The organism is Marmoricola sp. URHA0025 HA25 (assembly GCF_054059435.1).
Genome location: NZ_JBSSCD010000001.1, coordinates 3,952,190 through 3,973,522, shown reverse-complemented (window position 1 = coordinate 3,973,522; position 21,333 = coordinate 3,952,190). Strand labels below are relative to the sequence as shown.

General features: G+C 72.6%; 19 protein-coding genes. 11 read left to right on the top strand and 8 right to left on the bottom strand.

From position 1 onward, the window contains the following. Positions 1–12: 12 nt before the first annotated feature. Both hutH and hutU read left to right on the top strand, forming a co-directional pair. Positions 13–1,584: a histidine ammonia-lyase gene (gene hutH / locus ACVW00_RS19545; protein WP_457112560.1), complete on the top strand. Its 1,572-nt coding sequence runs from the start codon at positions 13–15 to the stop codon at positions 1,582–1,584. Further along, entirely contained in the window at positions 1,581–3,302 is a 1,722-nt protein-coding gene (hutU, locus tag ACVW00_RS19540) for a urocanate hydratase (protein ID WP_457112559.1), read from the top strand. Before hutH ends, hutU begins: the two co-directional genes overlap by 4 nt. Before the next feature lie 4 nt (positions 3,303–3,306). On the opposite strand, the gene ACVW00_RS19535 is transcribed toward hutU, so the two are convergent. The 6 genes from ACVW00_RS19535 to ACVW00_RS19510 form a co-directional block, all read right to left on the bottom strand. Beyond that, positions 3,307–3,882: a class F sortase gene (locus ACVW00_RS19535; RefSeq protein WP_457112558.1), complete on the bottom strand. Its 576-nt coding sequence runs from the start codon at positions 3,880–3,882 to the stop codon at positions 3,307–3,309. 56 nt (positions 3,883–3,938) lie between these two features. Beyond that, a complete protein-coding gene (locus tag ACVW00_RS19530; RefSeq protein ID WP_457112557.1) occupies positions 3,939–4,418 on the bottom strand; it encodes a DnaJ family domain-containing protein in 480 nt (159 codons plus the stop codon). Positions 4,419–4,440: 22 nt separating this feature from the next. Next, positions 4,441–5,097 (bottom strand): class F sortase, encoded by a 657-nt coding sequence (locus ACVW00_RS19525; RefSeq protein WP_457112556.1) that lies wholly within the window; start codon positions 5,095–5,097, stop codon positions 4,441–4,443. Beyond that, positions 5,094–5,897, bottom strand: a complete 804-nt coding sequence (locus ACVW00_RS19520) for an META domain-containing protein (protein WP_457112555.1) — start codon at positions 5,895–5,897, stop codon at positions 5,094–5,096. The genes ACVW00_RS19525 and ACVW00_RS19520 overlap by 4 nt, the downstream gene beginning before the upstream one ends. Before the next feature lie 47 nt (positions 5,898–5,944). Next, the gene (locus tag ACVW00_RS19515; protein ID WP_457112554.1) at positions 5,945–6,223 is read right to left on the bottom strand and encodes a hypothetical protein; all 279 of its coding nucleotides are present in this window, start codon (positions 6,221–6,223) and stop codon (positions 5,945–5,947) included. A 102-nt stretch (positions 6,224–6,325) separates the two neighbouring features. After that, complete coding sequence (locus ACVW00_RS19510) at positions 6,326–6,943, bottom strand: nitroreductase family protein (protein ID WP_457112553.1); 618 nt, start codon at positions 6,941–6,943, stop codon at positions 6,326–6,328. A 49-nt stretch (positions 6,944–6,992) separates the two neighbouring features. On the opposite strand from ACVW00_RS19510, the gene ACVW00_RS19505 reads away from it, so the two are divergent. From ACVW00_RS19505 to ACVW00_RS19485, 5 genes are all read left to right on the top strand, one after another. Further along, positions 6,993–8,198 carry an allantoate amidohydrolase gene (locus tag ACVW00_RS19505; RefSeq protein WP_457112552.1) on the top strand — a complete coding sequence of 402 codons (1,206 nt, stop codon included), beginning with the start codon at positions 6,993–6,995 and terminating at the stop codon, positions 8,196–8,198. After that, positions 8,195–9,469 (top strand): formimidoylglutamate deiminase, encoded by a 1,275-nt coding sequence (locus tag ACVW00_RS19500; protein ID WP_457112551.1) that lies wholly within the window; start codon positions 8,195–8,197, stop codon positions 9,467–9,469. Before ACVW00_RS19505 ends, ACVW00_RS19500 begins: the two co-directional genes overlap by 4 nt. Next, positions 9,462–10,637 (top strand): imidazolonepropionase, encoded by a 1,176-nt coding sequence (gene hutI / locus ACVW00_RS19495; RefSeq protein ID WP_457112550.1) that lies wholly within the window; start codon positions 9,462–9,464, stop codon positions 10,635–10,637. Before ACVW00_RS19500 ends, hutI begins: the two co-directional genes overlap by 8 nt. A 556-nt stretch (positions 10,638–11,193) precedes the next feature. Next, positions 11,194–12,855 carry a DUF1800 domain-containing protein gene (locus ACVW00_RS19490; RefSeq protein ID WP_457112549.1) on the top strand — a complete coding sequence of 554 codons (1,662 nt, stop codon included), beginning with the start codon at positions 11,194–11,196 and terminating at the stop codon, positions 12,853–12,855. Positions 12,856–12,860: 5 nt separating this feature from the next. Next, positions 12,861–14,129, top strand: coding sequence for a DUF1501 domain-containing protein (locus ACVW00_RS19485; protein ID WP_457112548.1), 1,269 nt, complete (start codon positions 12,861–12,863; stop codon positions 14,127–14,129). A 2-nt stretch (positions 14,130–14,131) separates the two neighbouring features. Here the strand turns inward: ACVW00_RS19485 and ACVW00_RS19480 are convergent, their stop codons facing one another. Both ACVW00_RS19480 and ACVW00_RS19475 read right to left on the bottom strand, forming a co-directional pair. Next, positions 14,132–15,046, bottom strand: a complete 915-nt coding sequence (locus ACVW00_RS19480; RefSeq protein ID WP_457112547.1) for a metallophosphoesterase — start codon at positions 15,044–15,046, stop codon at positions 14,132–14,134. 9 nt (positions 15,047–15,055) lie between these two features. After that, positions 15,056–15,820, bottom strand: a complete 765-nt coding sequence (locus tag ACVW00_RS19475; protein WP_457112546.1) for a class I SAM-dependent methyltransferase — start codon at positions 15,818–15,820, stop codon at positions 15,056–15,058. A gap of 172 nt (positions 15,821–15,992) precedes the next feature. Between ACVW00_RS19475 and ACVW00_RS19470 the strand changes: the two genes are divergently transcribed. The 4 genes from ACVW00_RS19470 to ACVW00_RS19455 all read left to right on the top strand — a co-directional run bounded on the left by ACVW00_RS19470 (position 15,993) and on the right by ACVW00_RS19455 (position 21,325). Continuing rightward, a complete protein-coding gene (locus ACVW00_RS19470) occupies positions 15,993–16,130 on the top strand; it encodes a hypothetical protein (RefSeq protein WP_457112545.1) in 138 nt (45 codons plus the stop codon). Between the two features lie 49 nt (positions 16,131–16,179). Continuing rightward, entirely contained in the window at positions 16,180–19,143 is a 2,964-nt protein-coding gene (locus tag ACVW00_RS19465; protein ID WP_457112544.1) for a helix-turn-helix transcriptional regulator, read from the top strand. Positions 19,144–19,295: 152 nt separating this feature from the next. Continuing rightward, the gene (locus ACVW00_RS19460) at positions 19,296–20,684 is read left to right on the top strand and encodes a cytochrome P450 (RefSeq protein WP_457112543.1); all 1,389 of its coding nucleotides are present in this window, start codon (positions 19,296–19,298) and stop codon (positions 20,682–20,684) included. 137 nt (positions 20,685–20,821) lie between these two features. Then, positions 20,822–21,325 carry a DUF2231 domain-containing protein gene (locus ACVW00_RS19455; protein WP_457112542.1) on the top strand — a complete coding sequence of 168 codons (504 nt, stop codon included), beginning with the start codon at positions 20,822–20,824 and terminating at the stop codon, positions 21,323–21,325. The last annotated feature ends 8 nt before the right edge of the window (positions 21,326–21,333 follow it).

The window sequence follows — 21,333 nt, the reverse complement described above, 5'->3', positions numbered from 1 at the left end:
TTACATGGAGCCATGACCTCCCCCAGGACGACCTCGGTAGCCGTCGACGTCGGACCACTCTCGTTCGCCGACGTGGTGGCCGTCGCACGTGGCGGTGCCCCGGTCCGGCTGACCGGCGAGGCGCTGGCGGCGATCCGGCGGGCGCGCGAGGTCGTCGAGCGGCTGGCGGAGGAGGCGACTCCGGCGTACGGGATCTCCACCGGTTTCGGCGCCCTGGCCACCCGGCACATCCCCACGGAGATGCGGGCCCAGCTCCAGCGCTCGCTGGTGCGCTCGCACGCCGCCGGATCCGGGCCCGAGGTCGAGCGGGAGGTGGTCCGCGGGCTGATGCTGCTGCGGCTGTCCACCCTCGCGACCGGGCACACCGGCATCCGTGTCGAGACCGCAGAGCTGTTGGCGGCCCTGCTCAGCCACGGGATCACGCCCGTCGTGCACGAGTACGGGTCGCTCGGCTGTTCGGGCGACCTCGCCCCCCTGGCGCACTGCGCGCTCGCGTTGATGGGCGAGGGCCAGGTCCGGGACGCCGACGGAGTGCTGATGCCGGCGGCTCAGGCACTGGCCGCGGCGGGCCTCGAGCCCGTCGAGCTCGCCGTCAAGGAGGGACTGGCGCTGATCAACGGCACCGACGGCATGCTCGGCATGCTCGTGCTGGCGCTGACCGACCTCGGTGTCCTGCTCCGTACGGCGGACATCGCGGCCGCCATGTCGGTGGAGGCCCAGCTCGCCACCGACCGGGTCTTCGCCCCCGAGCTCCAGGCGCTGCGGCCGCACCCGGGCCAGGCCGCCTCGGCGCAGAACCTCGTCGCGATCCTGCGCGACAGCGGGGTGGTCGCCTCGCACCGCGGCCCGGACTGCAACCGGGTGCAGGACGCCTACTCGTTGCGGTGCTCGCCCCAGGTCCACGGTGCCGCCCGGGACACCGTCACCCACTGCGCACTGGTGGCGTCGCGGGAGCTCGCGTCCGCTGTCGACAACCCGGTGGTGCTGGTTTCGACAGGCTCAACCACCGGGAGGGTCGAGTCGAACGGCAACTTCCACGGCGCTCCGGTCGCCTTCGTCCTCGACTTCGCCGCGATCGCGGCCGCCGACGTCGCGTCGATCAGCGAGCGGCGTACCGACAGGTTCCTGGACCGCAGCCGAAGCCAGGGCCTGCCCCCGTTCCTCGCCGCCGACCCCGGCGTCGACAGCGGCCACATGATCGCGCAGTACACCCAGGCCGCGATCGTCTCGGAGATGAAGCGGCTCGCCGCGCCGGCGTCGGTGGACTCGATCCCGTCGTCGGCCATGCAGGAGGACCACGTCTCGATGGGCTGGTCCGCCGCCCGCAAGCTGCGCCGGTCGATCGACGGGCTCACCCGGGTGCTGGCGATCGAGGTGCTCACCGCCGCCAGGGCACTGGACTTCCGCAGGCCGCTGGAGCCATCGCCGGCCACCGAGGCGGTCGTCCGGCTGTTGCGCGGCGCGGGGATCGAGGGCCCCGGACCGGACCGGCACCTGTCGCCGGAGATCGAGGCAACCGTCGAGCTGGTTCGCAGCGGCGCCGTCGTGGCTGCCGTCCAAGACGTGATCGGAGAACTGCAATGACTGAGGTTTCGACAGGCTCGACCACCGGGGAGCCGACCGGCTCGACCACCGGACGTGGAGCCATCCATGCCGCGCACGGCACGTCGCTGACGGCCCGGTCCTGGCAGACCGAGGCGCCGCTGCGGATGCTGATGAACAACCTCGATCCCGACGTTGCGGAGCGGCCCGAGGACCTGGTCGTCTACGGCGGCACCGGCAAGGCGGCGCGCAACTGGGAGTCCTACGACGCCCTGGTGCGCACGCTGTCCACGCTGGCCGACGACGAGACCATGCTCGTGCAGAGCGGGAAGCCGGTCGGAGTGTTCCGGACCCACGAGTGGGCGCCGCGGGTGCTGATCGCGAACTCCAACCTGGTCGGCGACTGGGCCAACTGGGAGGAGTTCCGGCGGCTCGAGGAGCTCGGCCTGACGATGTACGGGCAGATGACCGCGGGCTCGTGGATCTACATCGGCACCCAGGGCATCCTGCAGGGCACCTTCGAGACGTTCGCGGCGGTCGCCGACAAGATCTCGACAGGCTCGATCGCCGGGGAACGGTCGCTGGCCGGCACGATCACGCTGACGGCCGGCCTCGGCGGCATGGGCGGCGCCCAGCCGCTGGCGGTGACGATGAACGACGGGGTCGCGATCTGCATCGACGTCGACCAGTCGCGGATCACCCGCCGGATCGAGCACCGCTACCTCGACGTCCAGGCCGACTCGCTCGACGATGCCCTGGCGCGCGCGATCGAGGCCCGCGATGCCCGCACGCCCCTCTCGATCGGGCTCCTCGGCAACGCCGCAGACCTCGTGCCGCGGCTGCTCGAGATGGACGCACCGATCGACATCGTCACCGACCAGACCTCCGCGCACGACCCGCTGTCCTACCTGCCGGCCGGCATCTCCTTCGAGGACTGGCGTGAGGCCGCGGCCACCGACCCGGCCGGTTTCACCAAGCAGGCGCGGGAGTCCATGGCCGCGCACGTGCGCGCGATGGTGGAGTTCCAGGACCGCGGCGCCGAGGTCTTCGACTACGGCAACTCCATCCGCGACGAGGCCCGCAAGGGCGGCTACGACCGGGCCTTCGAGTTCCCCGGGTTCGTGCCGGCGTACATCCGGCCGCTGTTCTGCGAGGGAAAGGGCCCGTTCCGGTGGGCCGCGCTGAGCGGCGACCCCGCAGACATCGCCGCGACCGATCGGGCCATCCTCGAGCTGTTCCCCGACAACCAGCGGTTGCGGCGGTGGATCACCCTGGCCCAGGAGCGTGTCCAGTTCCAGGGCCTGCCGGCCCGGATCTGCTGGCTCGGGTACGGCGAGCGCCACCTGGCCGGCCTGAGGTTCAACGAGATGGTGGCGTCCGGTGAGCTGAAGGCGCCGATCGTGATCGGTCGCGACCACCTCGACTGCGGGTCGGTGGCGTCGCCGTACCGGGAGACCGAGGCGATGCTGGACGGCTCCGACGCGATCGCCGACTGGGCGCTGCTCAACGCGCTGGTGAACACGGCGTCAGGTGCGACCTGGGTCTCGATCCACCACGGCGGCGGCGTCGGCATGGGCCGCTCCATCCACGCCGGCCAGGTCTGCGTCGCCGACGGCAGCGAGCTGGCTGCGCAGAAGATCGAGCGGGTGCTGACCAACGACCCGGCGATGGGCGTGATCCGGCACGTCGACGCCGGCTACGAGAGGGCAGCCGAGGTCGCGGTCGAGCGCGGGGTGCGGATCCCGATGTCGGAGAGCTGAGCGCTCAGGAGGTCGAGGGCTTGGCGATCCAGATCGTGCGGTTGACCCAGTTGCCGGGGCCCAGCCGCTTTCCGCTGCACACGACGATCGCGAGCTTCGGGCTGCCGATGGTGCTGTAGTAGCCGCCCAGGTGGGTCGGGGTGGTCACCTTCATCCGGGTGACGCGGTAGCAGAGCGTCGAGGTGGATCCGCGGAGGATGATCCTGCCGCCGACGCGCAGCCGCTTGAGCAGGCGGTTGCCCAGGGCCGAGCCGTCGGGGTAGGTGTGGGCGGTGAAGCGCACATTGCCGTAGGCGGAGCCCGGCTTCGGGCCGGTCCTGTCCCACCCGAAGGCGGCCTTGCCGGCCGTCGTCAGCGGCGGCTCGCCGCCGATGTCCACCGGGTAGACGGCGATGTTGCGGCCGACGGCATTCGCCCGCAACGGGACGAAGGGCTTGCGCGCCGGTGAGGCGCAGACCGACGTGGCGGCCGTCCGAGCGGCGGGCGTCGGGTCCATCGTCGCGGCCGTCGCCTTCCCGCTCACCAGCAGTGCAGGGAGCAGCAGGAGGCCCAGGGCCGCGGCCGACGTTCGTCGCATCATGCGCCCAAGGGTAAGCCCGATTTCTCCCGTTCGGCGACGCTTCCCGAACTGGGCAGCTAGCGCCGCCGCCGACGCTCGCGCCAGGCCGCGACCTCGGCCTCGACGTCGCGGGTCGGAGTGATGACCGGCGGCCCGCCCTGGAGCTGCCGGCGTGCGTTGACCACGCGCCGGTTGAACCCCTCCAGGAGGTCGCGTACGACGGCCTCGGAGCCGTGGCGGTCCAGGACGGCGTCGAGCTCGGCGTCGTCCTTGCGCAGCTGGAGTGCCTCCGGCAGCACGCCGGTGATCTGCTCGCGCTCGATGAGCTTGCGCAGCCACCAGTTCGGGTCGTCGTCGAGCGCCGGCAGCGGCTTGCCCTTGCCGGGGAGGTCGTCGAACTCACCGCGCTCGATCGCCCGCTGCACCTGCAGGTCGACCCAGCGGCCCTGCTCGCGCATCCGCGCCGGAGTGGCTCGCGCGCCCGTGCGGGGGTCGCGCGCCTCGCTGCGGTCAGGCCGCTCGGGCTCGGCTGTCGACCAGTCGTCCTGCTCGCTCATGGTTGATCACCCCAGGCGAATTCTAGGCGAGCGGCGAGGCGTACCAGATCGTGCGGTGCAGCCAGTTGCCCGGCCCGAGGCGAGGCGGGGAGCAGACGATCAGCGCGAGCTGGGGCGGCCCGTTGCGCTCGTAGTACTCGTACGACCCGTCGGAGGCGACGATCACGTCGCGCTTGGTCACCTGGTAGCAGAGCGTCTCGGGCTGGCCCTGCTTCGCGACGCCGTGCACGATGATCCGGTCGCCGACCTGCAGGTTGTCCAGCAGCTTGTTGCCCAGCGCGGAGTCGTCGGGCCAGGTGTGCGCGTTGAGCAGCACGTTGCCCTTCGGGTCTCCGGGCATCGGGTCCGGCGGCACGGCCCAGGCGAACTGGGTCTTGCCGGTGTCGGAGATCGGCGGTGCCTGCGGCACGTCCTCCGCATCCCGCGGTAGGGCCAGGACGGTGGCTTCGCGGGTCACGCCGGGCACGGTGATCCGGGTCGGGGTGAACGGCGCAGTGGCCGGCCGGTAGCAGGGCCTCGGGTTCAGCAGGGTGCCGGCGGCGACGTCCTGGGCCTCCGGCGGAGAGACCTTGACGGCGTCGTCGAGCGCGTGCGGACGCAGCAGGATCCAGACCAGCAGGATCAGTGCCGCGACGACGGCGGCCACCTGAGACGTACGGCGGCGGGTGCTCGCGGTCACGGCGCCGCCTGGTAGACCAGACCCCGGTCGCCCTTGGTGAGGGTGAGGGTCTTGTCGCTGACCGACCACTCGACGGCGCCGTCGAGGACTGCCAGCACAGCAGCCTCGGTCTGCTGCCCGGCGTGGTCGGCGCAGGCCATCTTCGTGGTCACCACCGGTCCGAACGTGATCGTCGAGCCGCTGACCGTCGCCGTGCTCCGGCCGCCGTTGCAGCCGGTGTGCAGGGTCACGGACCCGTCCGCGGCGAGCGTGAACGTCGGGGTCGTGGAGCCGGCCGGCACGCTGGCGACCGAGTCACCAGTGCGGATGCCGTTGAGCTGCCAGGCAGTGCCCTCGAGCAGAGGGTCGGGAGCCGCCAGCCCGCGGTCGGTCAGCACCAGCTCGAGGCCCTCGCGCGAGAGCGTCAGGGTGTCGCCGTCGACGCTGGCGACCAGCGGTGCGGCGAAGACCGTGTCGGAGAGCCACTTGTCCTGGTCCATGAGCGGCTGCTCGCAGGCCATCAGGGTGCCACTGAGGGTGCCGACCCGGAGCTCTGCCTGTTCGGTCAGCTTGTAGCTGCCGCCCATCCCGTTGCAGCCGGCGCTGATGCTGATGTCGCTGCCGGTGAAGTCCACCCGCAGGACGCTGCCGGGCACCAGCGCGCGCGGCTGCCCCTGCTCGGTGACGGCGGTGGCGATCCAGGACGTGCCGTCCAGGTCCGGGACGGTCCGCCCGACGGGACCGGAGGGGGAGCCGTCACCATCGCCGCAGCCACTGGCAACGAGCAGCAGCGCGAGCACGACGGCCAGCCGGATCCCCATGGGAACAGGGTAAGCGGGCCGCGGGCGGCGTACCTGCTGATCCGTGGTCAGCACGCGCTCGGGCCCCGCTCCTCGGTGAGGAGCGGGGCCCGAGCCCGGCGTGCGTGGCTACCAGACCCCCGCCGCGTGCTGCCCCCGATGGGAACCAGGTTGAGGATCAGGCCCACCACCAGCAGGATCACTCCGATCGTGGTCAGCACCGGAATGCCGGCGACGAGACCGATGATCAGCAGGATCAGTCCAAGCGCAATCATGTCGAGCTCCTTCGTTGAGTGATCGACGCCCCAGTGCCCGAAATGCGAGGTGCCAATCCTCAGCAGGGTCATCGGCGCCGTTCCGGGACCCGCACGGGCGCGCCAGGTCTTGGATCCGAGACCGGCGGAGGGGGTGTCGGCTTGTGGCGCCGGGCCGGGGCGCGGTTCGCTGGGTCAGTGACCCGACCAGTGCCCGCGGTGGACGATCTCCTCGAGCGGCTTGCGCCGCCTCCGCGCGGGGGAGCCGGCGTTGCCCGCGTCGCCGGTGCGGTGGCCCAGCGTGATCACGCCGACGGGGTCGAAGGCGCTGTCGATGCCGAACTCCGCGCGCACCGCGGGCTCCCGGTCCACCGGGATGCCGAAGAAGCAGCCGCCCAGACCGGCATCGACCGCGGTGAGCAGGACCAGCAGCGACGCCATCGCCGCGTCCATGTGCCAGAACGGCATCGGCCAGTGCGCCTCGCTCAGGTCGGTCCAGCCCTTGTCGGCCTCGGCGTACCGCTGCAGGTAGGCGGCCTTGCTCGAGCACGGGACGATCACGACGGGTGCGCGCATCATCCCGGCCAGCCAGTCGTCGGGCTGGGCGAGGTCCTCGGGCGCGGTGGTGACCTGCCACCAGCGGCGGACGTCCTCAGGGGTGTCGAGCAGCAGGAACGCCCAGCCCTGGCTGAAGCCGGCGCTCGGAGCATGGGTCGCGTTGCGCAGGGCGCGCTCGACGACTGCCCGGCCGACGGGCTCGTCGGCGTAGTTGCGGACCATCCTGCGCCGGTCGACGACGTCCTGGAACTCCACGCGCGGAGCCTATCGAGCGCCCGTGGGACCGAGGATGCCGGAGCTCGCCGTGGCTGACGACTTCCAGCGGATGTGGGCCGACCTCGCGCCCGTCGGGCAGTCGGCCGCCACCAGCGGCTACTTCCGGCAGCCGTTCACGTCCGCCGAGCGGGAGTGCCATGCGTGGTTCGTCGAGCAGTGCGCGGCCCGCGGCCTGCGGGTGGAGACCGACGGCAACGGCAACACGGTCGGCTGGTGGGAGGTCTCGACAGACGCGGCCACGGACACGCGGGCGGTGCTGACCGGCTCGCACCTCGACTCGGTGCTCGACGGCGGCGCGTACGACGGACCGCTGGGTGTGGTGTCCGCCCTCGCGGCGATCGACCTGCTCCGCGACCGGGGCTTCGAGCCGGGGCGGCCGGTCGGGGTCGCGGCGTTCGCCGAGGAGGAGGGCTCGAGGTTCGGGCTCGCCTGTCTCGGGTCGCGGCTGGCGACCGGTGCGACGACCCCGAAGCACGCCCGGACGCTGACCGACCGTGACGGCGTACCGGTCGAGCAGGCGATGGCGGCCGCCGACCTCGAGCCGGACCTCGGACCGAGCGCATGGCTGGACCGCGTCGGCTGCTTCGTCGAGCTGCACGTCGAGCAGGGTCGCGACCTCGTCCACCGGGATGCGCCCGTCGGGCTGGCGAGCGGGATCTGGCCGCACGGGCGCTACCGCTTCGACTTCACCGGCGTGGCCGACCACGCGGGCACCACCCGGATGGAGGACCGGCACGACCCGATGCTCACCTACGCGATGTCCGCGCTGGCGGCGAACAAGCAGGCCCGGCTCGCCGGGCAACGGGCGACGTTCGGCCGCCTCGAGGTCGCGCCGAACGGGACCAACGCGGTGCCCTCGCGGGTGACCGCGTGGCTCGACGCACGGTGCGAGAGCGAGGGCGCACTCTCGTCGCTCGTGGAGGCGATCGCGAAGCAGGCACACGAGCGGGCCGGTCGCGACGGCACCGGCCTGACCGTGACCGCCGAGTCGGAGTCGCCGGCGGTGGAGTTCGACGCGGGGCTCGCGCGCAGCCTGGCCGGCTCGCGCCCCGTGATCCCCACGGCGGCGGGCCATGACGCCGGCATCCTGTCGGCCGCCGGCATCCCGACCGCGATGCTGTTCGTGCGCAACCCCACCGGCGTCTCCCACTCGCCGGCCGAGCACGCCGGGACGGGCGACTGCCTGGCCGGGGTGGACGCGCTCGCCGACGCCCTGCAGGAGCTGGCCTCGTGAAGGTCCTCCACCTCGAGCACGCGCTCGTCGACGGTCTCGTGCAGGACGACGTGGCGGTCGGCGTCGAGGACGGCCTGATCGCCGCGCTCGACAGGGCCGACGGGCAGCCGGACGTCCCGGGCCTGACCCTCCCCGGGCTCGCCAACTGCCACTCGCACGCCTTCCACCGTGCCCTGAGAGGACGCACGCAGGGGGAGCGAGGCAGCTTCTGGACGTGGCGCGAGCAGATGTACCGGCTCGCCGTGGAGCTGACCCCGGACAGCTACCACGCGCTCGCGACCGAGGTCTACCGCGAGATGCGCGCCACCGGCATCACCGCGGTCGGGGAGTTCCACTACCTGCACCACCAGCCCGACGGCACGCCGTACGACGACCCGAACGAGATGGGCCGCGCGCTGCTGGCCGCCGCCGACGAGGCCGGGATCCGGATCCGACTGCTCGACGCGTGCTACCTGGCGGCCGGGTTCGGCCAGGAGGCGGAGGGGGTGCAGCGCAGGTTCAGCGACGGCGACGCGACCCGCTGGGCCGAGCGGGTCGAGGCGTTCGGGGACGCGCGGGTCGGGGCGGCCATCCACTCGGTCCGCGCCGTGCCGCGGGCGCAGCTGGGGACGGTCGCCGCCTGGGCGCAGTCCAAGCAGGTGCCGTTGCACGTGCACCTCTCCGAGCAGGTCGCGGAGAACGACGCGTGCGAGGCGGCGTACGGCATCACGCCGACGCAGCTGCTCGCGGACGAAGGGGTGCTGGGCCCGCTGACGACGGCCGTGCACGCGACCCACCTGACCGAGTCCGACGTCCGCCTGCTCGGGGAGTCGGGCACCTTCGCGTGCTTCTGCCCGACGACCGAGCGTGACCTCGCCGACGGGATCGGACCCTCGCGGTTCCTCCACGACGCCGGCAGCCGGCTCACCCTCGGGTCGGACAGCCATGCCGTGATCGACCTCTTCGAGGAGATGCGCGCCGTCGAGATGCACGAGCGGCTGGCCACCCAGCAGCGCGGCCACTGGTCCGCCGCCGAGCTCCTCGCCGCGGCGACGCACCACGGCCACGAGTCACTCGGCTTCGCCGATGCCGGCCGGATCGCCGTCGGCCAGCGCGCCGATCTCGTCACGGTCGACCTCGGGACCTGGCGCACCCGTGGCACCGGGGCGAGCGCGGAGACGCTCGTGTTCGCAGCGACCGCCGCGGACGTGGTGACTCGAGGGATCTCGACTGAGCTCGATCACCAGAGCGCAGCCGTCCCGCCCGAACAGGATCGGACGACGCATGGCTAGCCTGCTGCTGCGGCACATCGGCGAGCTGGTCACCAACGACGCGTCCCTCGGCGACGGGTCGCCGCTGGGGCTCCTCAGCGACGCGGCCATGGTGGTGGAGGGCGGCCGGGTCGCCTGGGTCGGGCCGTCCTCGGACGCGCCCGCCGCCGACGCGGTCCAGGACATCGGCGGTCGCGCCGTGATCCCCGGCTTCGTCGACTCCCACTCCCACCTGGTCTTCGCCGGCGACCGGTCGGCGGAATTCGCCGCACGGATGGCCGGCACGCCGTACGCCGCCGGCGGGATCCGGACGACGGTGGCCGCGACCCGGGCCGCCACCGACGAGCAGCTGACCGCCCAGGTCGCGCGCCACGTGGCGGAGATGCGCCGACAGGGCACCACGACCGTCGAGATCAAGAGCGGCTACGGGCTGACCGTTCGCGACGAGGCCCGGGCGCTCGCAGTGGCGCGGGCGTTCACGGAGGAGACCACGTTCCTCGGTGCGCACGTGGTGCCGGAGGAGTACGCCGACGACCCGGCCGGCTACGTGGAGCTCGTGACCGGCCCGATGCTCGACGCGGCGGCCGGGCACGCGCGCTGGATCGACGTCTTCTGCGAGACGGGCGCGTTCGACGCCGACCAGGCGCGGGAGATCCTCGGTGCCGGTCGTGCCCGCGGGCTCGGCGGTCGCCTGCACGCGAACCAGCTCGGACCCGGACCCGGTGTGCAGCTGGCCTGCGAGCTGGGCCTGGTCGCGGTCGACCACTGCACCCACCTGGACGACCGCGATGTCGCCGCCCTGCGTGACGCCGGGACGATCGCCACGCTGCTCCCCGGCGTCGAGTTCAGCACCCGGTCGCCGTACCCCGACGCGAGGCGGCTCCTCGACGCCGGCGTCGTCGTCGCCCTCGCCAGCGACTGCAACCCCGGCTCGAGCTACACCTCGTCGATGCCGCTGTGCGTCGCGCTGGCCGTGCGGGAGATGGGGATGACGCCGGCCGAGGCCGTGTGGGCGGCGACCGCCGGCGGGGCGGGGGCACTCCGGCGCGCCGACATCGGCCGGCTGTCGCCGGGGGCGCTGGCGCACTGCGCGGTCCTGGATGCGCCGTCGCACGTGCACCTGGCGTATCGCCCCGGAGTGCCGCTCGTGGTGGACGTGCAGGGGCCGGCGACGACGTTCGCTGGTTGAGGCTGTCGAAACCGCACCGGGTCTCGTCTGGTCGCTCGCTGGCGCTCGCTGCTCGACCATCCGGTGGTCCGGTCCGGGTGGTTGGGGCTGTCGAAACCCTCACCGGGTCTCGTCTGGTCGCTCGCTGGCGCTCGCTGCTCGACCATCCGGTGGTCCGGTCCGGGTGGTTGGGGCTGTCGAAACCCTCACCGGGTCTCGTCTGGTCGCTCGCTGGCGCTCGCTGCTCGACCATCCGGTGGTCCGGTCCGGGTGGTTGGGGCTGTCGAAACCCTCACCGGGTCTCGTCTGGTCGCTCGCTGGCGCTCGCTGCTCGACCACCCGGTGGTCCGGTCCGGGTGGTTGATCCTGTCGAAACCCTCACCGGGTCTCGTCTGGTCGCTCGCTGGCGCTCGCTGCTCGACCACCTGTGGTCCGGTCCCGGTGGTTGAGCCTGTCGAAACCTCGACCACCCTGTGGTTGCGGACGCCGCGCGATTCCGGGATTCCATTGCGCGTCGACGCGTGTTCCGTCATTCTGTCTAATCCGGGCAAATCGGTTAAAACGGACGGAGTGGCGCGTGCCGGTCACCACCACGGAGGAACCCCGCGAGGGCCGTGCCCTGTCGCGCCGGCTCCTGGGACGTGCAGCGGCCGGTGCCGCGGCCACCGCGACGGTCTCCGCCGGACTGGTCGGAGGCCTGCCGGACGAGGCCGCCGCAGCATCGGTGCGGCGCCGGCGCAAGCGGCACCACAAGCACCGGCACCACAAGCGGCCGCCGGTCACCACGCCGCCGGTCGTGATCACGCCGCCGTCGGTCCCCGACGAGCTCGGGCTGCTCGTGCTCGAGCGTTTCACCGGAGGGTGGACCCCGGGGCTGGGCGACGAGGTCGCCGCCGCGGGGGGCATCGACCGCTGGTTCGCCGCCCAGCTCGACCCCTCGGGAATCCCGGACGACTTCTACGCCAGCTCCTCCTCCTGGTGGACCTCGCTGCTCGCCAGCACCGACGAGCTGTGGGCCCGCGACCGTGCCGGGACCGAGGGCATCTGGGTGGCGAGTGCGAACTACGAGCGCTGGTCGATGCTGCGCCGGATGTACTCCGCCCGGCAGGTCCTCGAGACCATGGCGAGCTTCTGGGAGCACCACCTGCACGTCCCGGTGGACGCCGACGGCGTCGGCCTGTTCCGCTCCGACTACGGCCGGATGATCCGCCAGCTGGCGCTGGGACGCTTCGACACCCTGCTGCAGGCTGCGGTCACCCACCCGGCCATGGGCGTCTACCTCGGCAACGCGATCTCGACCAAGCGGGCGCCGAACGAGAACCTCGGCCGCGAGCTCCTCGAGCTGCACACCGTGGGCCGGGCCGCCGGCTACACCGAGGACGACGTGAAGAGCTCCGCGAGGATCCTCACCGGCTACCGGGTCGACGAGTGGAGGACCTGGGCCGCCGCCTACGACCCCAGCGCGCACTGGATCGGCCCGGTCAGCGTGCTCGGGTTCAGCGACCCGAACGCCGCGGCGGACGGCCGGTCGGTCACGACGGCGTACCTGGCATACCTCGCTCACCACCCCTCGACCGCGCGGAACATCGCCCGCAAGCTCGCCGTCCGGTTCGTCTCCGACGAGCCGTCCGCGGAGCTCGTCGACCACCTCGCCCAGGTCTACCTGGCCAACGACACCGCGATCGTGCCGGTGATCCGGGCCCTGGTGACCTCGGCGGAGTTCGCCGGGTCAGCAGGGTCGAAGATGCGTACGCCGGACGAGGACGTCGTCGCCACCTACCGTGCCCTCGGGGTGCGTGTGCACGCCCCGACGTCCGGCTCCGCGGCCGCCAACGCGATCCTCTGGCAGTCGAGCTCCATCGGCCTGCGGCCGTTCGGCTGGACCCGTCCCGACGGCCGGCCGGACCGCGCCGAGGCGTGGTCGTCGGTGTCCCGGATCCTCAACTCCTTCGACGTGCACTACTCGATGGCCGGCCGCTGGTGGCCGTCGCAGGACGTCGACTACATCGCTCCCGTCGCCTGGCTCCCGGCGCCCTCGGTCCGCTTCGACGCGCTGGTCGACGACCTCTCGCGCAAGATCCTCGGGCGACCTGCGACCGGTGTGCTCCAGACCGCCGCCGCCCAGGCGACCGGCTGCACGGCCGCCACCGTCATCACCGCGGACCACGGGCTCGTGCGCTGGGACATGCCGCGCCTGCTCACGGTGTTCCTCGACGCCCCGACCCACTTCACGAGGTGAGCTACATGGACCGGAAGCCCGACGAGACGGGTGCCTGCTGCGAGGAGTACGCCGGCCTCGCCCGGCTGAGCCGTCGCGGGGTGCTCAAGGGGATGCTCGGCGTCGGCGCGACCACCGCCTTCTTCGGGACGACGTTCACCCAGACGGCGTACGCGGCGACGCAGTCGGCGGGCAACGTGCTCGTCGTCGTGTCGCTCCGCGGCGCTGCGGACGGGATGTCCCTGGTGGTGCCGCACGGCGACCCGGCGTACTACACGGCGCGGCCGCGGATCGGCATCCCGGCTGCGTCACTGCTGGCCGCGGACGGGTTCTTCGGGCTCCATCCGTCGCTCGCACCTCTCCTGCCGCTGTGGAGCGCCGGCAAGGTCGCGGCCGTGCACGCGACCGGGCTGGCGGTCGCGAACCGCTCGCACTTCGCCGCCATGGAGGAGCTCGAGGACGCCGACCCCGGATCGTCCGCGCGGGTCGGGTGGATCAACCGGCTGATCGGCACCGACGACTACACGAACCCGCTGCAGGGGATCGGGATGGGGTTCTCCACGCCGATCACGGCGATGTACGGGCCGGAGGGCACGGTCACCACCGACGGCGTCGACGACATGGTCCTGGCCGGCTCCGACGAGTGGGACCCCGAGGGCCGCCGGCCGCTCTCGCTCGGCACCCTGTGGAGCGACGCTCCGGGGGCAGCCGGTCGCGGTGGCCGTGCTGCACTCGCCGCCGTCGACGACTTCGCCCCGGCGCGCCAGGTGTCGGCCACGCCCGCCAACGGGGCGACGTACTCCGACGACGACCTGGGTCGCGCGCTCGCGGACACCGCCCGCACCATCCGCGCCGACGTCGGCGCCGAGGTGATCAGCGTCGACCACGACGGCGGCTGGGACATGCACGCCAACCTCGGCACGCTCAGCTGGGGCTCGATGCTCGGCGCCGCCGGTGCGCTCGCCACCTCGCTGGCGGCGTTCTTCACCGACCTCGGCCCGCTCGGTGACAAGGTCACCGTGGTGACCATCTCGGAGTTCGGCCGCCGGGTGAAGGAGAACGCGAACTACGGCCTGGACCACGGCCACGGCAACGTCATGTTCCTGCTCGGAGCCGGCGTGCGGGGCGGCTACCGCGGCACCTGGCAGCCGCTGGTCGACAGCCTGGACGCGGATCTCGCGGTCACCACCGACTACCGCAGCGTGCTCGCCGAGCTGGTCAGCAAGCGGCTCGGACGGTCGGTCGCGACGGTGTTCCCGGGCTTCGCTCCGGAGACGGTCGGTGCGATCGCCTGACCCTACTCGGCGGCGTACAACGGCGAGTCCTTGCGCGAGACCAGCTCGAAGCGCTCCTCGACGCTCAGCGCGGCGAAGGGCTCGGCCATCTCCAGCGCGTAGCCGGTGACCTCGGTCGAGTCCTGGGCCGGGACCACGGAGTGCACGATGCGGTCGGCGTAGACGTGCAGCATCGTGAACGCCTGGTGGCCGTCGACGCCGGAGAGCAGCCGCTGGTCGGGCGCGAGCTCGGAGGTGTAGCAGGTGGCCGACGCCACCGAGACCGGCACGCCGGCGAACGTGGAGTACGACGTGAAGTGGAAGTGCCCGCCGAGCACGGCCCGGACGTCGCTGCCGGCGACGAGCTCGGCAAGCGGCTGCTGGTCACGCAGCTCGATGATCTCGGCGATGCGCATCATCGGCACCGGGATCGGAGGGTGGTGCAGCGCCAGCAAGGTCCCGTGCGGTGCCGGCGTGGCCAGCACCTCGGCGAGCCAGGCGAGCTGTGACTCCCGCAGCTCTCCGTGGTGCCACCCGGGCACCGTCGTGTCGAGGCTGACGATCCGGAGCCCCGAGACGTCGTGCACGCGGTCCTGCGGCTCGTCGGACTCCGCGTCGAACAGGTGTCTCGAGTACGCCGCCCGGTCGTCGTGGTTGCCCATCACCCAGACGACCTGGGCGCCGATCGACTCGGCCGCGCCCTCGACGAGCTCGCGCAGCCGCAGGTAGGCCTTCGGCTCGGCCTTGTCGGCGAGGTCGCCGGTGAACACCAGGGCCTGCGGCACCGGGTCGAGCCGCGCGAGCCGGGCCAGGGCGGCGGCAAGGTGGGCCTCGGTGTCGACGTGGCCGTACTGCAGGGCGCCCCCGGCGAGCAGGTGCGGGTCGCTGAGGTGCGCGACGGTGTGGCCCGGATCGGGGTACTGCCCGTACTGCTGCACGGCCACAGGCTATGTCGCGGAGGCGGGTCTGCGGCCCTCGACGACCACGACCGTCCAGTCCAGGCGCACCTGGCCGTCACCGTCGAGACGGGCCTCGGTCTCGGCCGCCACCGCGGGCAGCCACTCGCCGTGTCTCTCCTCGGGCAGCCACGGTGGCCACCCGAACGACCGGCGGTAGGCCAGGTAGTCGTCCAGGCACGGGTGGGCGACCTCGAGGCGGGTCACGTGCGTCGCCACGTCGTCGAAGCCGGCCTGGGTGCAGCGAGCCACTGCGGCCGCGACCGCCCCGCGCGGGAACTCGCCGAGGGACAGCCGCGTCCTGGCCGCACGCAGGAGGTCGAGCTCGGCGTACTCCTCGCCCCAGATCCCCAGGACGAGGCGACCGCCGGGTCGCAGGACCCGCCGCGCCTCGGCGAGCGCGCCGACGTCCTCCTGGACCGGTCCGAGCGAGGAGACCACGAGGTCGGCCGAGGAGTCGGCGAAGGGCAGGCCGAACGCGTCCGCGCAGAGGCCGACCCAGGGACCCCGGACCGTCCGCCGGGCCAGGGCGAGCATCGGCAGGGAGATGTCGGTGGCCACGTAGTGGCTGCCCGCAGGGAGCTCCGGCGCCAGCATCGACGTCAGCAGCCCCGTGCCGGCCGCGACCTCGACCACCGCCAGCGGCGCGCCGGTGGCGCCTGGGAGCGCCCGGTCGGCGACCAGTCGTGCGATCGGCGCGTACCTGGGGGCGATCAGCCGGGCGTAGTCGGCCGCCACCTCGTCGTACTGGGCCATCGCGGGACCTCCCAGCCCCTGGTGCCGCCCCGGACCGGCGTCGTCGGGTGCACCTGCGCACCACTGCAGGACGCTACCGCGGCGGGGCCTGAGGTAGCCGGTGAACCGGGCGTGAGGATATAGGTCACTCGTCCGATGTCCGTGCCTACCTCAGGCGACCAGTCTTCAGGACATGAACTCCATCGACGAATACCAGGCAGAGGTCGCCTACCGGCGCGAGCAGATGCTCCGCGGGCGAGGCACGCTTCGCCAGTGGCTGCGGGCGCGTCGCCCGCAGACCGCGACCACAGCGGGGAACCGGGGCCACTGAACCGCAGATCGTGAGCGATCTGTCGGTCCAACCCGTCATCATGGGGGGCGTGCCCCTGCCCGAGTCCCCCGGCGACGCCCGGACCCTCATCGGACGGCAGCACGAGCTCGACGAGCTCGTCTCGCTGCTGGGCATCCGCACGCCCGACGCGTCGGGATCGGGTCCGGCCCCCTCGCGGGCGGTCGTGCTCGCGGGCGACGCGGGCGTGGGCAAGACGAGGCTGCTGACCGAGCTGCGCGACGTGGCGTTCACCGAGGGCTGGCAGGTCGTCGCCGGGCACTGCCTCGACTTCGGTGACAGCGCGCTTCCCTACCTCCCGTTCTCCGAGGTGATGGGCCGCCTCACCGCCGACTTCCCCGAGGTGATCGAGGCGATCACCGGGGAGCGCCCCGTGCTGCGCGCCCTCCAGCCGGGCCGCCGCACCATGCAGGGTGCCGAGCAGGACGCCTCCGCAGCGGTCGGCCGCGCTGACCTGTTCGACGCCGTCGTCGCCCTCTTCGAGTCGATGGCCAAGGTCGCGCCGCTCCTCCTGGTCGTCGAGGACGTCCACTGGGCCGACACCTCCACCCGTGACCTGCTCAGCTTCCTGTTCTCGCGTCCCTGCGAGGGCCGGGTCGCGATCGTCGCGTCGTACCGCTCCGACGACCTGCACCGCCGCCATCCGCTGCGCCGGGCCACGGCCGAGTGGTCCCGGATCCCGGGCATCGGGCGGATGCAGCTCGAGCCGCTGCCGCCCGGCGCGGTGCGCTCCCTGGTCAAGCAGCTGCACCCCCAGCCGTTGCGCGAGAGCGCGGTCGCCGGCATCGTCGCCAGGGCCGAGGGCAACGCGTTCTTCGTCGAGGAGCTCGTCGGCGCGGCCGGCATGTCCCGCGGTGTCCCCGACGACCTCGCCGAGCTCCTGCTCGTGCGCCTCGACCGGCTCAGCGAGACCGCCCAGCACGTCGTCCGCACCGCGTCGGTCTCCGGCCGGCGCGTGTCGCACGCCCTGCTGAGCGAGGTGGCCGGGGTGGGCGACGGTGACCTCGACGCCGCCCTGCGCGAGGCGGTCGAGCTCAACGTGCTGGTGCCGACCAGCAACGACTACTACCGCTTCCGGCACGCCCTGCTCGCCGAGGCGGTCTACGACGACCTGCTGCCCGGCGAGAGGGTCCGGATGCATGCGGCGTACGTCGACGCGCTCGCGTCCGGCCGCGCGAACGGCACCGCGGCCGAGCTTGCCCGGCACGCTCGGGCGGCCCGCAACCTGCCGATCGCCGTCGACGCCAGCATCCGCGCCGGCGACGAGGCGATGGCCGTCGGTGGCCCCGACGAGGCCTCCGACCACTACCAGACCGCCCTCGAGCTGCTCTCCGAGCCGGCCGCCCGCACCGAGCTCCCCGTCGACATCGGGCAGATCGGGTCCCGGGCCGCGCACGCGCTGATCGCCTCCGGGCGACCCGGTCGCGCGATCAGCGTCCTGCGCGAGCTGCTCGACGGCCTCGACGACGACTGGCCGGTCGAGCAGCGGGGACGCCTGCTGATCGCGATGGCCAACGCCGTGATGGTCGACGAGAACCGTCTGGACCCCCTGGAGTTCACCAACGCCGCCTTCGAGCTGGTGCCCGACGAGCCCACCCCGCTGCGAGCGCTGCTGCTCTCGGTGCATGCCCGCGCGCACGCCTTCCACGACAACGTCGAGCAGGCCCGCGAGTTCGGTGCCGAGGCACTCACGCTCGCGGAGACCCAGGACCTTCCGCGGATCGCCACCGACGTGCTCACGACGCTGGCCAGCCTCGGAGCGAAGGATCCCGAGGACGTCCGGTCCGGACTCGAGGAGGCGGTACGCCGCTCGACCGAGGCCGGCGTGCACAACGCCGAGCTGCGGTCGCGCTACCTGCTCGGCCGGTGGTACCAGGACCGCGCCAAGTTCGGCCCGGCGGCCGAGAGCTTCGCGAAGTCGGCCCAGCGCTCGGTGGAGATCGGCCAGCCCTGGGCTCCCTTCGGGTTCGACAGCCGGCTGCTCCAGGCGCAGATCGCGACGATCACCGGCGACTTCGACGAGGCGCTGCGGCTCGCCGACGTCAGCGGGCAGGGTCCGCCGGCGGTCGCGGAGACGCTTCTCGCCGGCATCGTGATCACGGTGCGTGCCGCGCGCGGCGACCGGTCGGTGCTCTCGCTCGTGCCGCAGATCCGCCCGCACTGGCACAAGGAGGGTCTGATCCCGATCACGATCGGGCCCGCCCTCATCGAGCTGTACTCGCAGGCCGGTGACATCGGTGAGGTGCTCGCCGAGCATGACCGCGTCGTGGAGGCGATGACGGTCATGTGGCGGGAGTTCTTCCACGCTCGGGTGCGACTGGGTGCGGTCACGATCGGCGCACTCGCCGGCGCCGCGAGCACGCTGCCGACCGCCGATCGCGACCGCATCGCCGCCGAGGCGACGCGGGTCCTCGAGGGGGCACGACGCACCCTCTCGCTGCAGGCCGAGGAGGCCACCCACTGGGGTCCGGAAGGCATGGCCTGGGCCGCCCGCCTGTCTGCGGAGCACCTGCGGTTCCGCTGGCTCGCCGGCGTCGACACGCCCGACGAGCCGGCGCTCACCGACGCCTGGCGCAACGCACTGGGGCGGTTCGAGGACTACGGCCACGTCTGGGAGATCGCTCGCTGCCAGGCCCGGCTCGCGGCGGTGCTGCAGGCGACCGGCGACCAGGCCGAAGCACGCGTGCTGGCCGACAAGGCGCGCGAGACCGCCCGCAGGCTCGGCGCCGAGCCACTGCTCACCGAGCTGCGCAGCATCGGCGCGACCCCGGGCCGTCGCGCGACGCATGCCGGCGCGGCCAACCAGACGCTCACCGCGCGCGAGTCGGAGATCCTCAAGCTCGTCGCCGATGGCCGGAGCAACGGGGAGATCGGCAAGCAGCTGTTCATCTCCACCAAGACCGTCAGCGTGCACGTCTCCAACATCCTGGCCAAGCTCGGCGCGAGCGGTCGCACCGAGGCGGCCGCGATCGCGCGGCGCAACGGGCTGGTCTGACGCCGAGCGGGCAGAAAAGCAGCCCGCCGGTACGCCGAGCGGGCACAAACGCTGCGCGGGAGTACGCCGAGCGGGCAGAGATGCTGACTGCCGCCCAGAACTCCTCCTCTGGGCGGATCCGCACGCCGACACCCGCTCGTAGGATCGAACCCATGACCGCTGACGTCGACCCGCGCACCGAGAGACGCTTCGAGCGGATGGCGCCGCTCTCCCAGGGCGTCGCCACCCGGGTGTCCCCGGACGACGTGCCGGCGGGGCCGACGTACCCGGGGCTGCTGCAGAGCATCGCGCTGATGCGGTTCCGGCACCGGTGGATCCCGCACCTCCACCGCAAGTACGGTGACGTCTTCTCGATCAAGATCCTCCCCGAGGGCCGCTGGCTGGTGGTGTTCAACCGGCCCGAGCACGTCCGCGAGATCTTCGCCGGTGACCCTGAGATGTTCCACGCCGGCAAGGGCAACGCGATCCTCGGACCGGTGATGGGTGAGCACTCGCTCCTGCTCGTCGACGGCTCCCAGCACAAGCGTGCGCGCAAGCTGCTGATGCCGGCGTTCAACGGGCATGCGCTGCGGGCCTACGAGTCGATGATCGAGGGCCTCGCGAAGACCGAGGTCGGCTCCTGGGAGGAGGGGAAGCCGTTCCGATCACTGGAGCGCATGAACGCCCTCACCCTGGAGGTGATCCTGCAGGTGGTCTTCGGCGTGACCGACGAGCGCCGGCTCGGCCAGCTCCGCCCGCTGGTCAACCGCACCGTGAACGTCAGCCCCGCGGTGTTCCTCGGCTGGGGCTTCCCGCGGCTCCAACGCCTCGGCCCGTGGCGCCGCGCCTTCGAGAACCAGGTGGCGCTCGACCGCGTGATCTACGCGGAGATCGCCGACCGTCGTACGGCGTCCGACCTCGAGCAGCGCACCGACGTGCTGTCGCGACTGCTGCTCGTGCGCGACGAGGACGACCCCGAGGACAGCGGGCTCACCGACGAGGAGCTCCGCGACCAGCTGGTCACGCTGCTCCTCGCCGGACACGAGACCACCGCCACCGCGCTGGCCTGGACCCTGCACGAGCTGGCCAAGGACCCGGTCGCCGAGCGGAAGGCGCGCGACGCCGCGACGTCCGGCGACAACGACCACCTCGAAGCCGTGCTCAAGGAGTCGATGCGGCTGCACCCGGTGATCCCGATGGTGGTCCGGCACCTGATGGCGCCGACGACGATCGGCGGCATCGACCTGCCCGCCGGGGCCAACGTGGCCGCCTCGATCATCCTCGCGCACGCGTCCGAGAGCAGCCATCGCGACCACGACACGTTCCGTCCCGAGCGGTTCCTGGACGGTCAGGTCGCGGCGAACCGGTGGATCCCGTTCGGCGGTGGCGTCCGGCGGTGCATCGGGGCCGGCTTCTCGCTGATGGAGGGCGTCGCCGTCCTCCGCGAGGTGCTCGCGGCGTACGACGTCAGCCTGCCCGACGGCGCCCGCGAGGTCCCCAAGGTCCGCAACATCACCTCGGTGCCGAAGCACGGCGCGCGGATCGCGGTCACCCGCCGCTAGCGAGCCGCCGAACGTCACCTGTCGCCGGGTCGTTCGGCCGCTGCGGCGCGCCGTGAGACGCGAATAGGTTCAAAGGAGACGCCAAGAATGGCGGTCGAGACTGCCGCCGACTGCTCTCCTGACGAAAGGCGGCACCTGTGCTCGACACCATCTTCGGCCTCCCGATGCACCCCCTGATCGTGCACGCGACCGTGGTGATCGTCCCGGCGGCCGCGTTGCTCGTCGCGCTCGCCGCGGTGTACCCGAGGTTCCGGACCTGGATCGGGCCGGTGCCCGTGCTGGCGGCACTCCTGTCCTGCGTTCTCGTGCCGCTGTCGACCGGCTCCGGCGAAGAGCTCCAGCACCGCGTCGGTGAGACCTCGCTGGTCCAGAAGCACGCAGACCTGGCCGAGACGCTGATCTGGTTCGTGATCCCGCTCGCCGTGATCGCGCTCGTCGGCTACTGGTTGCAGCGCCGCGGCGCCGACGGATCCGGAACGACGGCCGGGAAGGGCCTTGCCGCCACCGTCGCCGTCGCCGCCGTGCTGCTCTCCGGCGCGACCCTGGTCGACGTGGGAATAATCGGGCACAGCGGCGCCAAGGCCTCGTGGTCGAAGGTGACCGACCAGCCCGCCGGCTCCGAGACCGGCGACTCGGACTGACCCGCGGT

Excerpts from the sequence above, each read along its gene's own strand:
- ACVW00_RS19460 (WP_457112543.1), top strand. The coding sequence starts at position 19,296 with ATGACCGCTGACGTCGACCCGCGCACCGAGAGACGCTTCGAGCGGATG.
- ACVW00_RS19475 (WP_457112546.1), bottom strand. The coding sequence starts at position 15,820 with ATGGCCCAGTACGACGAGGTGGCGGCCGACTACGCCCGGCTGATCGCC.
- ACVW00_RS19530 (WP_457112557.1), bottom strand. The coding sequence starts at position 4,418 with ATGAGCGAGCAGGACGACTGGTCGACAGCCGAGCCCGAGCGGCCTGAC.
- hutI (WP_457112550.1), top strand. The coding sequence starts at position 9,462 with ATGGCTAGCCTGCTGCTGCGGCACATCGGCGAGCTGGTCACCAACGAC.
- ACVW00_RS19485 (WP_457112548.1), top strand. The coding sequence starts at position 12,861 with ATGGACCGGAAGCCCGACGAGACGGGTGCCTGCTGCGAGGAGTACGCC.
- ACVW00_RS19520 (WP_457112555.1), bottom strand. The coding sequence starts at position 5,897 with ATGGGGATCCGGCTGGCCGTCGTGCTCGCGCTGCTGCTCGTTGCCAGT.
- ACVW00_RS19470 (WP_457112545.1), top strand. The coding sequence starts at position 15,993 with ATGAACTCCATCGACGAATACCAGGCAGAGGTCGCCTACCGGCGCGAG.
- ACVW00_RS19535 (WP_457112558.1), bottom strand. The coding sequence starts at position 3,882 with ATGATGCGACGAACGTCGGCCGCGGCCCTGGGCCTCCTGCTGCTCCCT.
- hutU (WP_457112559.1), top strand. The coding sequence starts at position 1,581 with ATGACTGAGGTTTCGACAGGCTCGACCACCGGGGAGCCGACCGGCTCG.
- hutH (WP_457112560.1), top strand. The coding sequence starts at position 13 with ATGACCTCCCCCAGGACGACCTCGGTAGCCGTCGACGTCGGACCACTC.
- ACVW00_RS19515 (WP_457112554.1), bottom strand. The coding sequence starts at position 6,223 with ATGACCCTGCTGAGGATTGGCACCTCGCATTTCGGGCACTGGGGCGTC.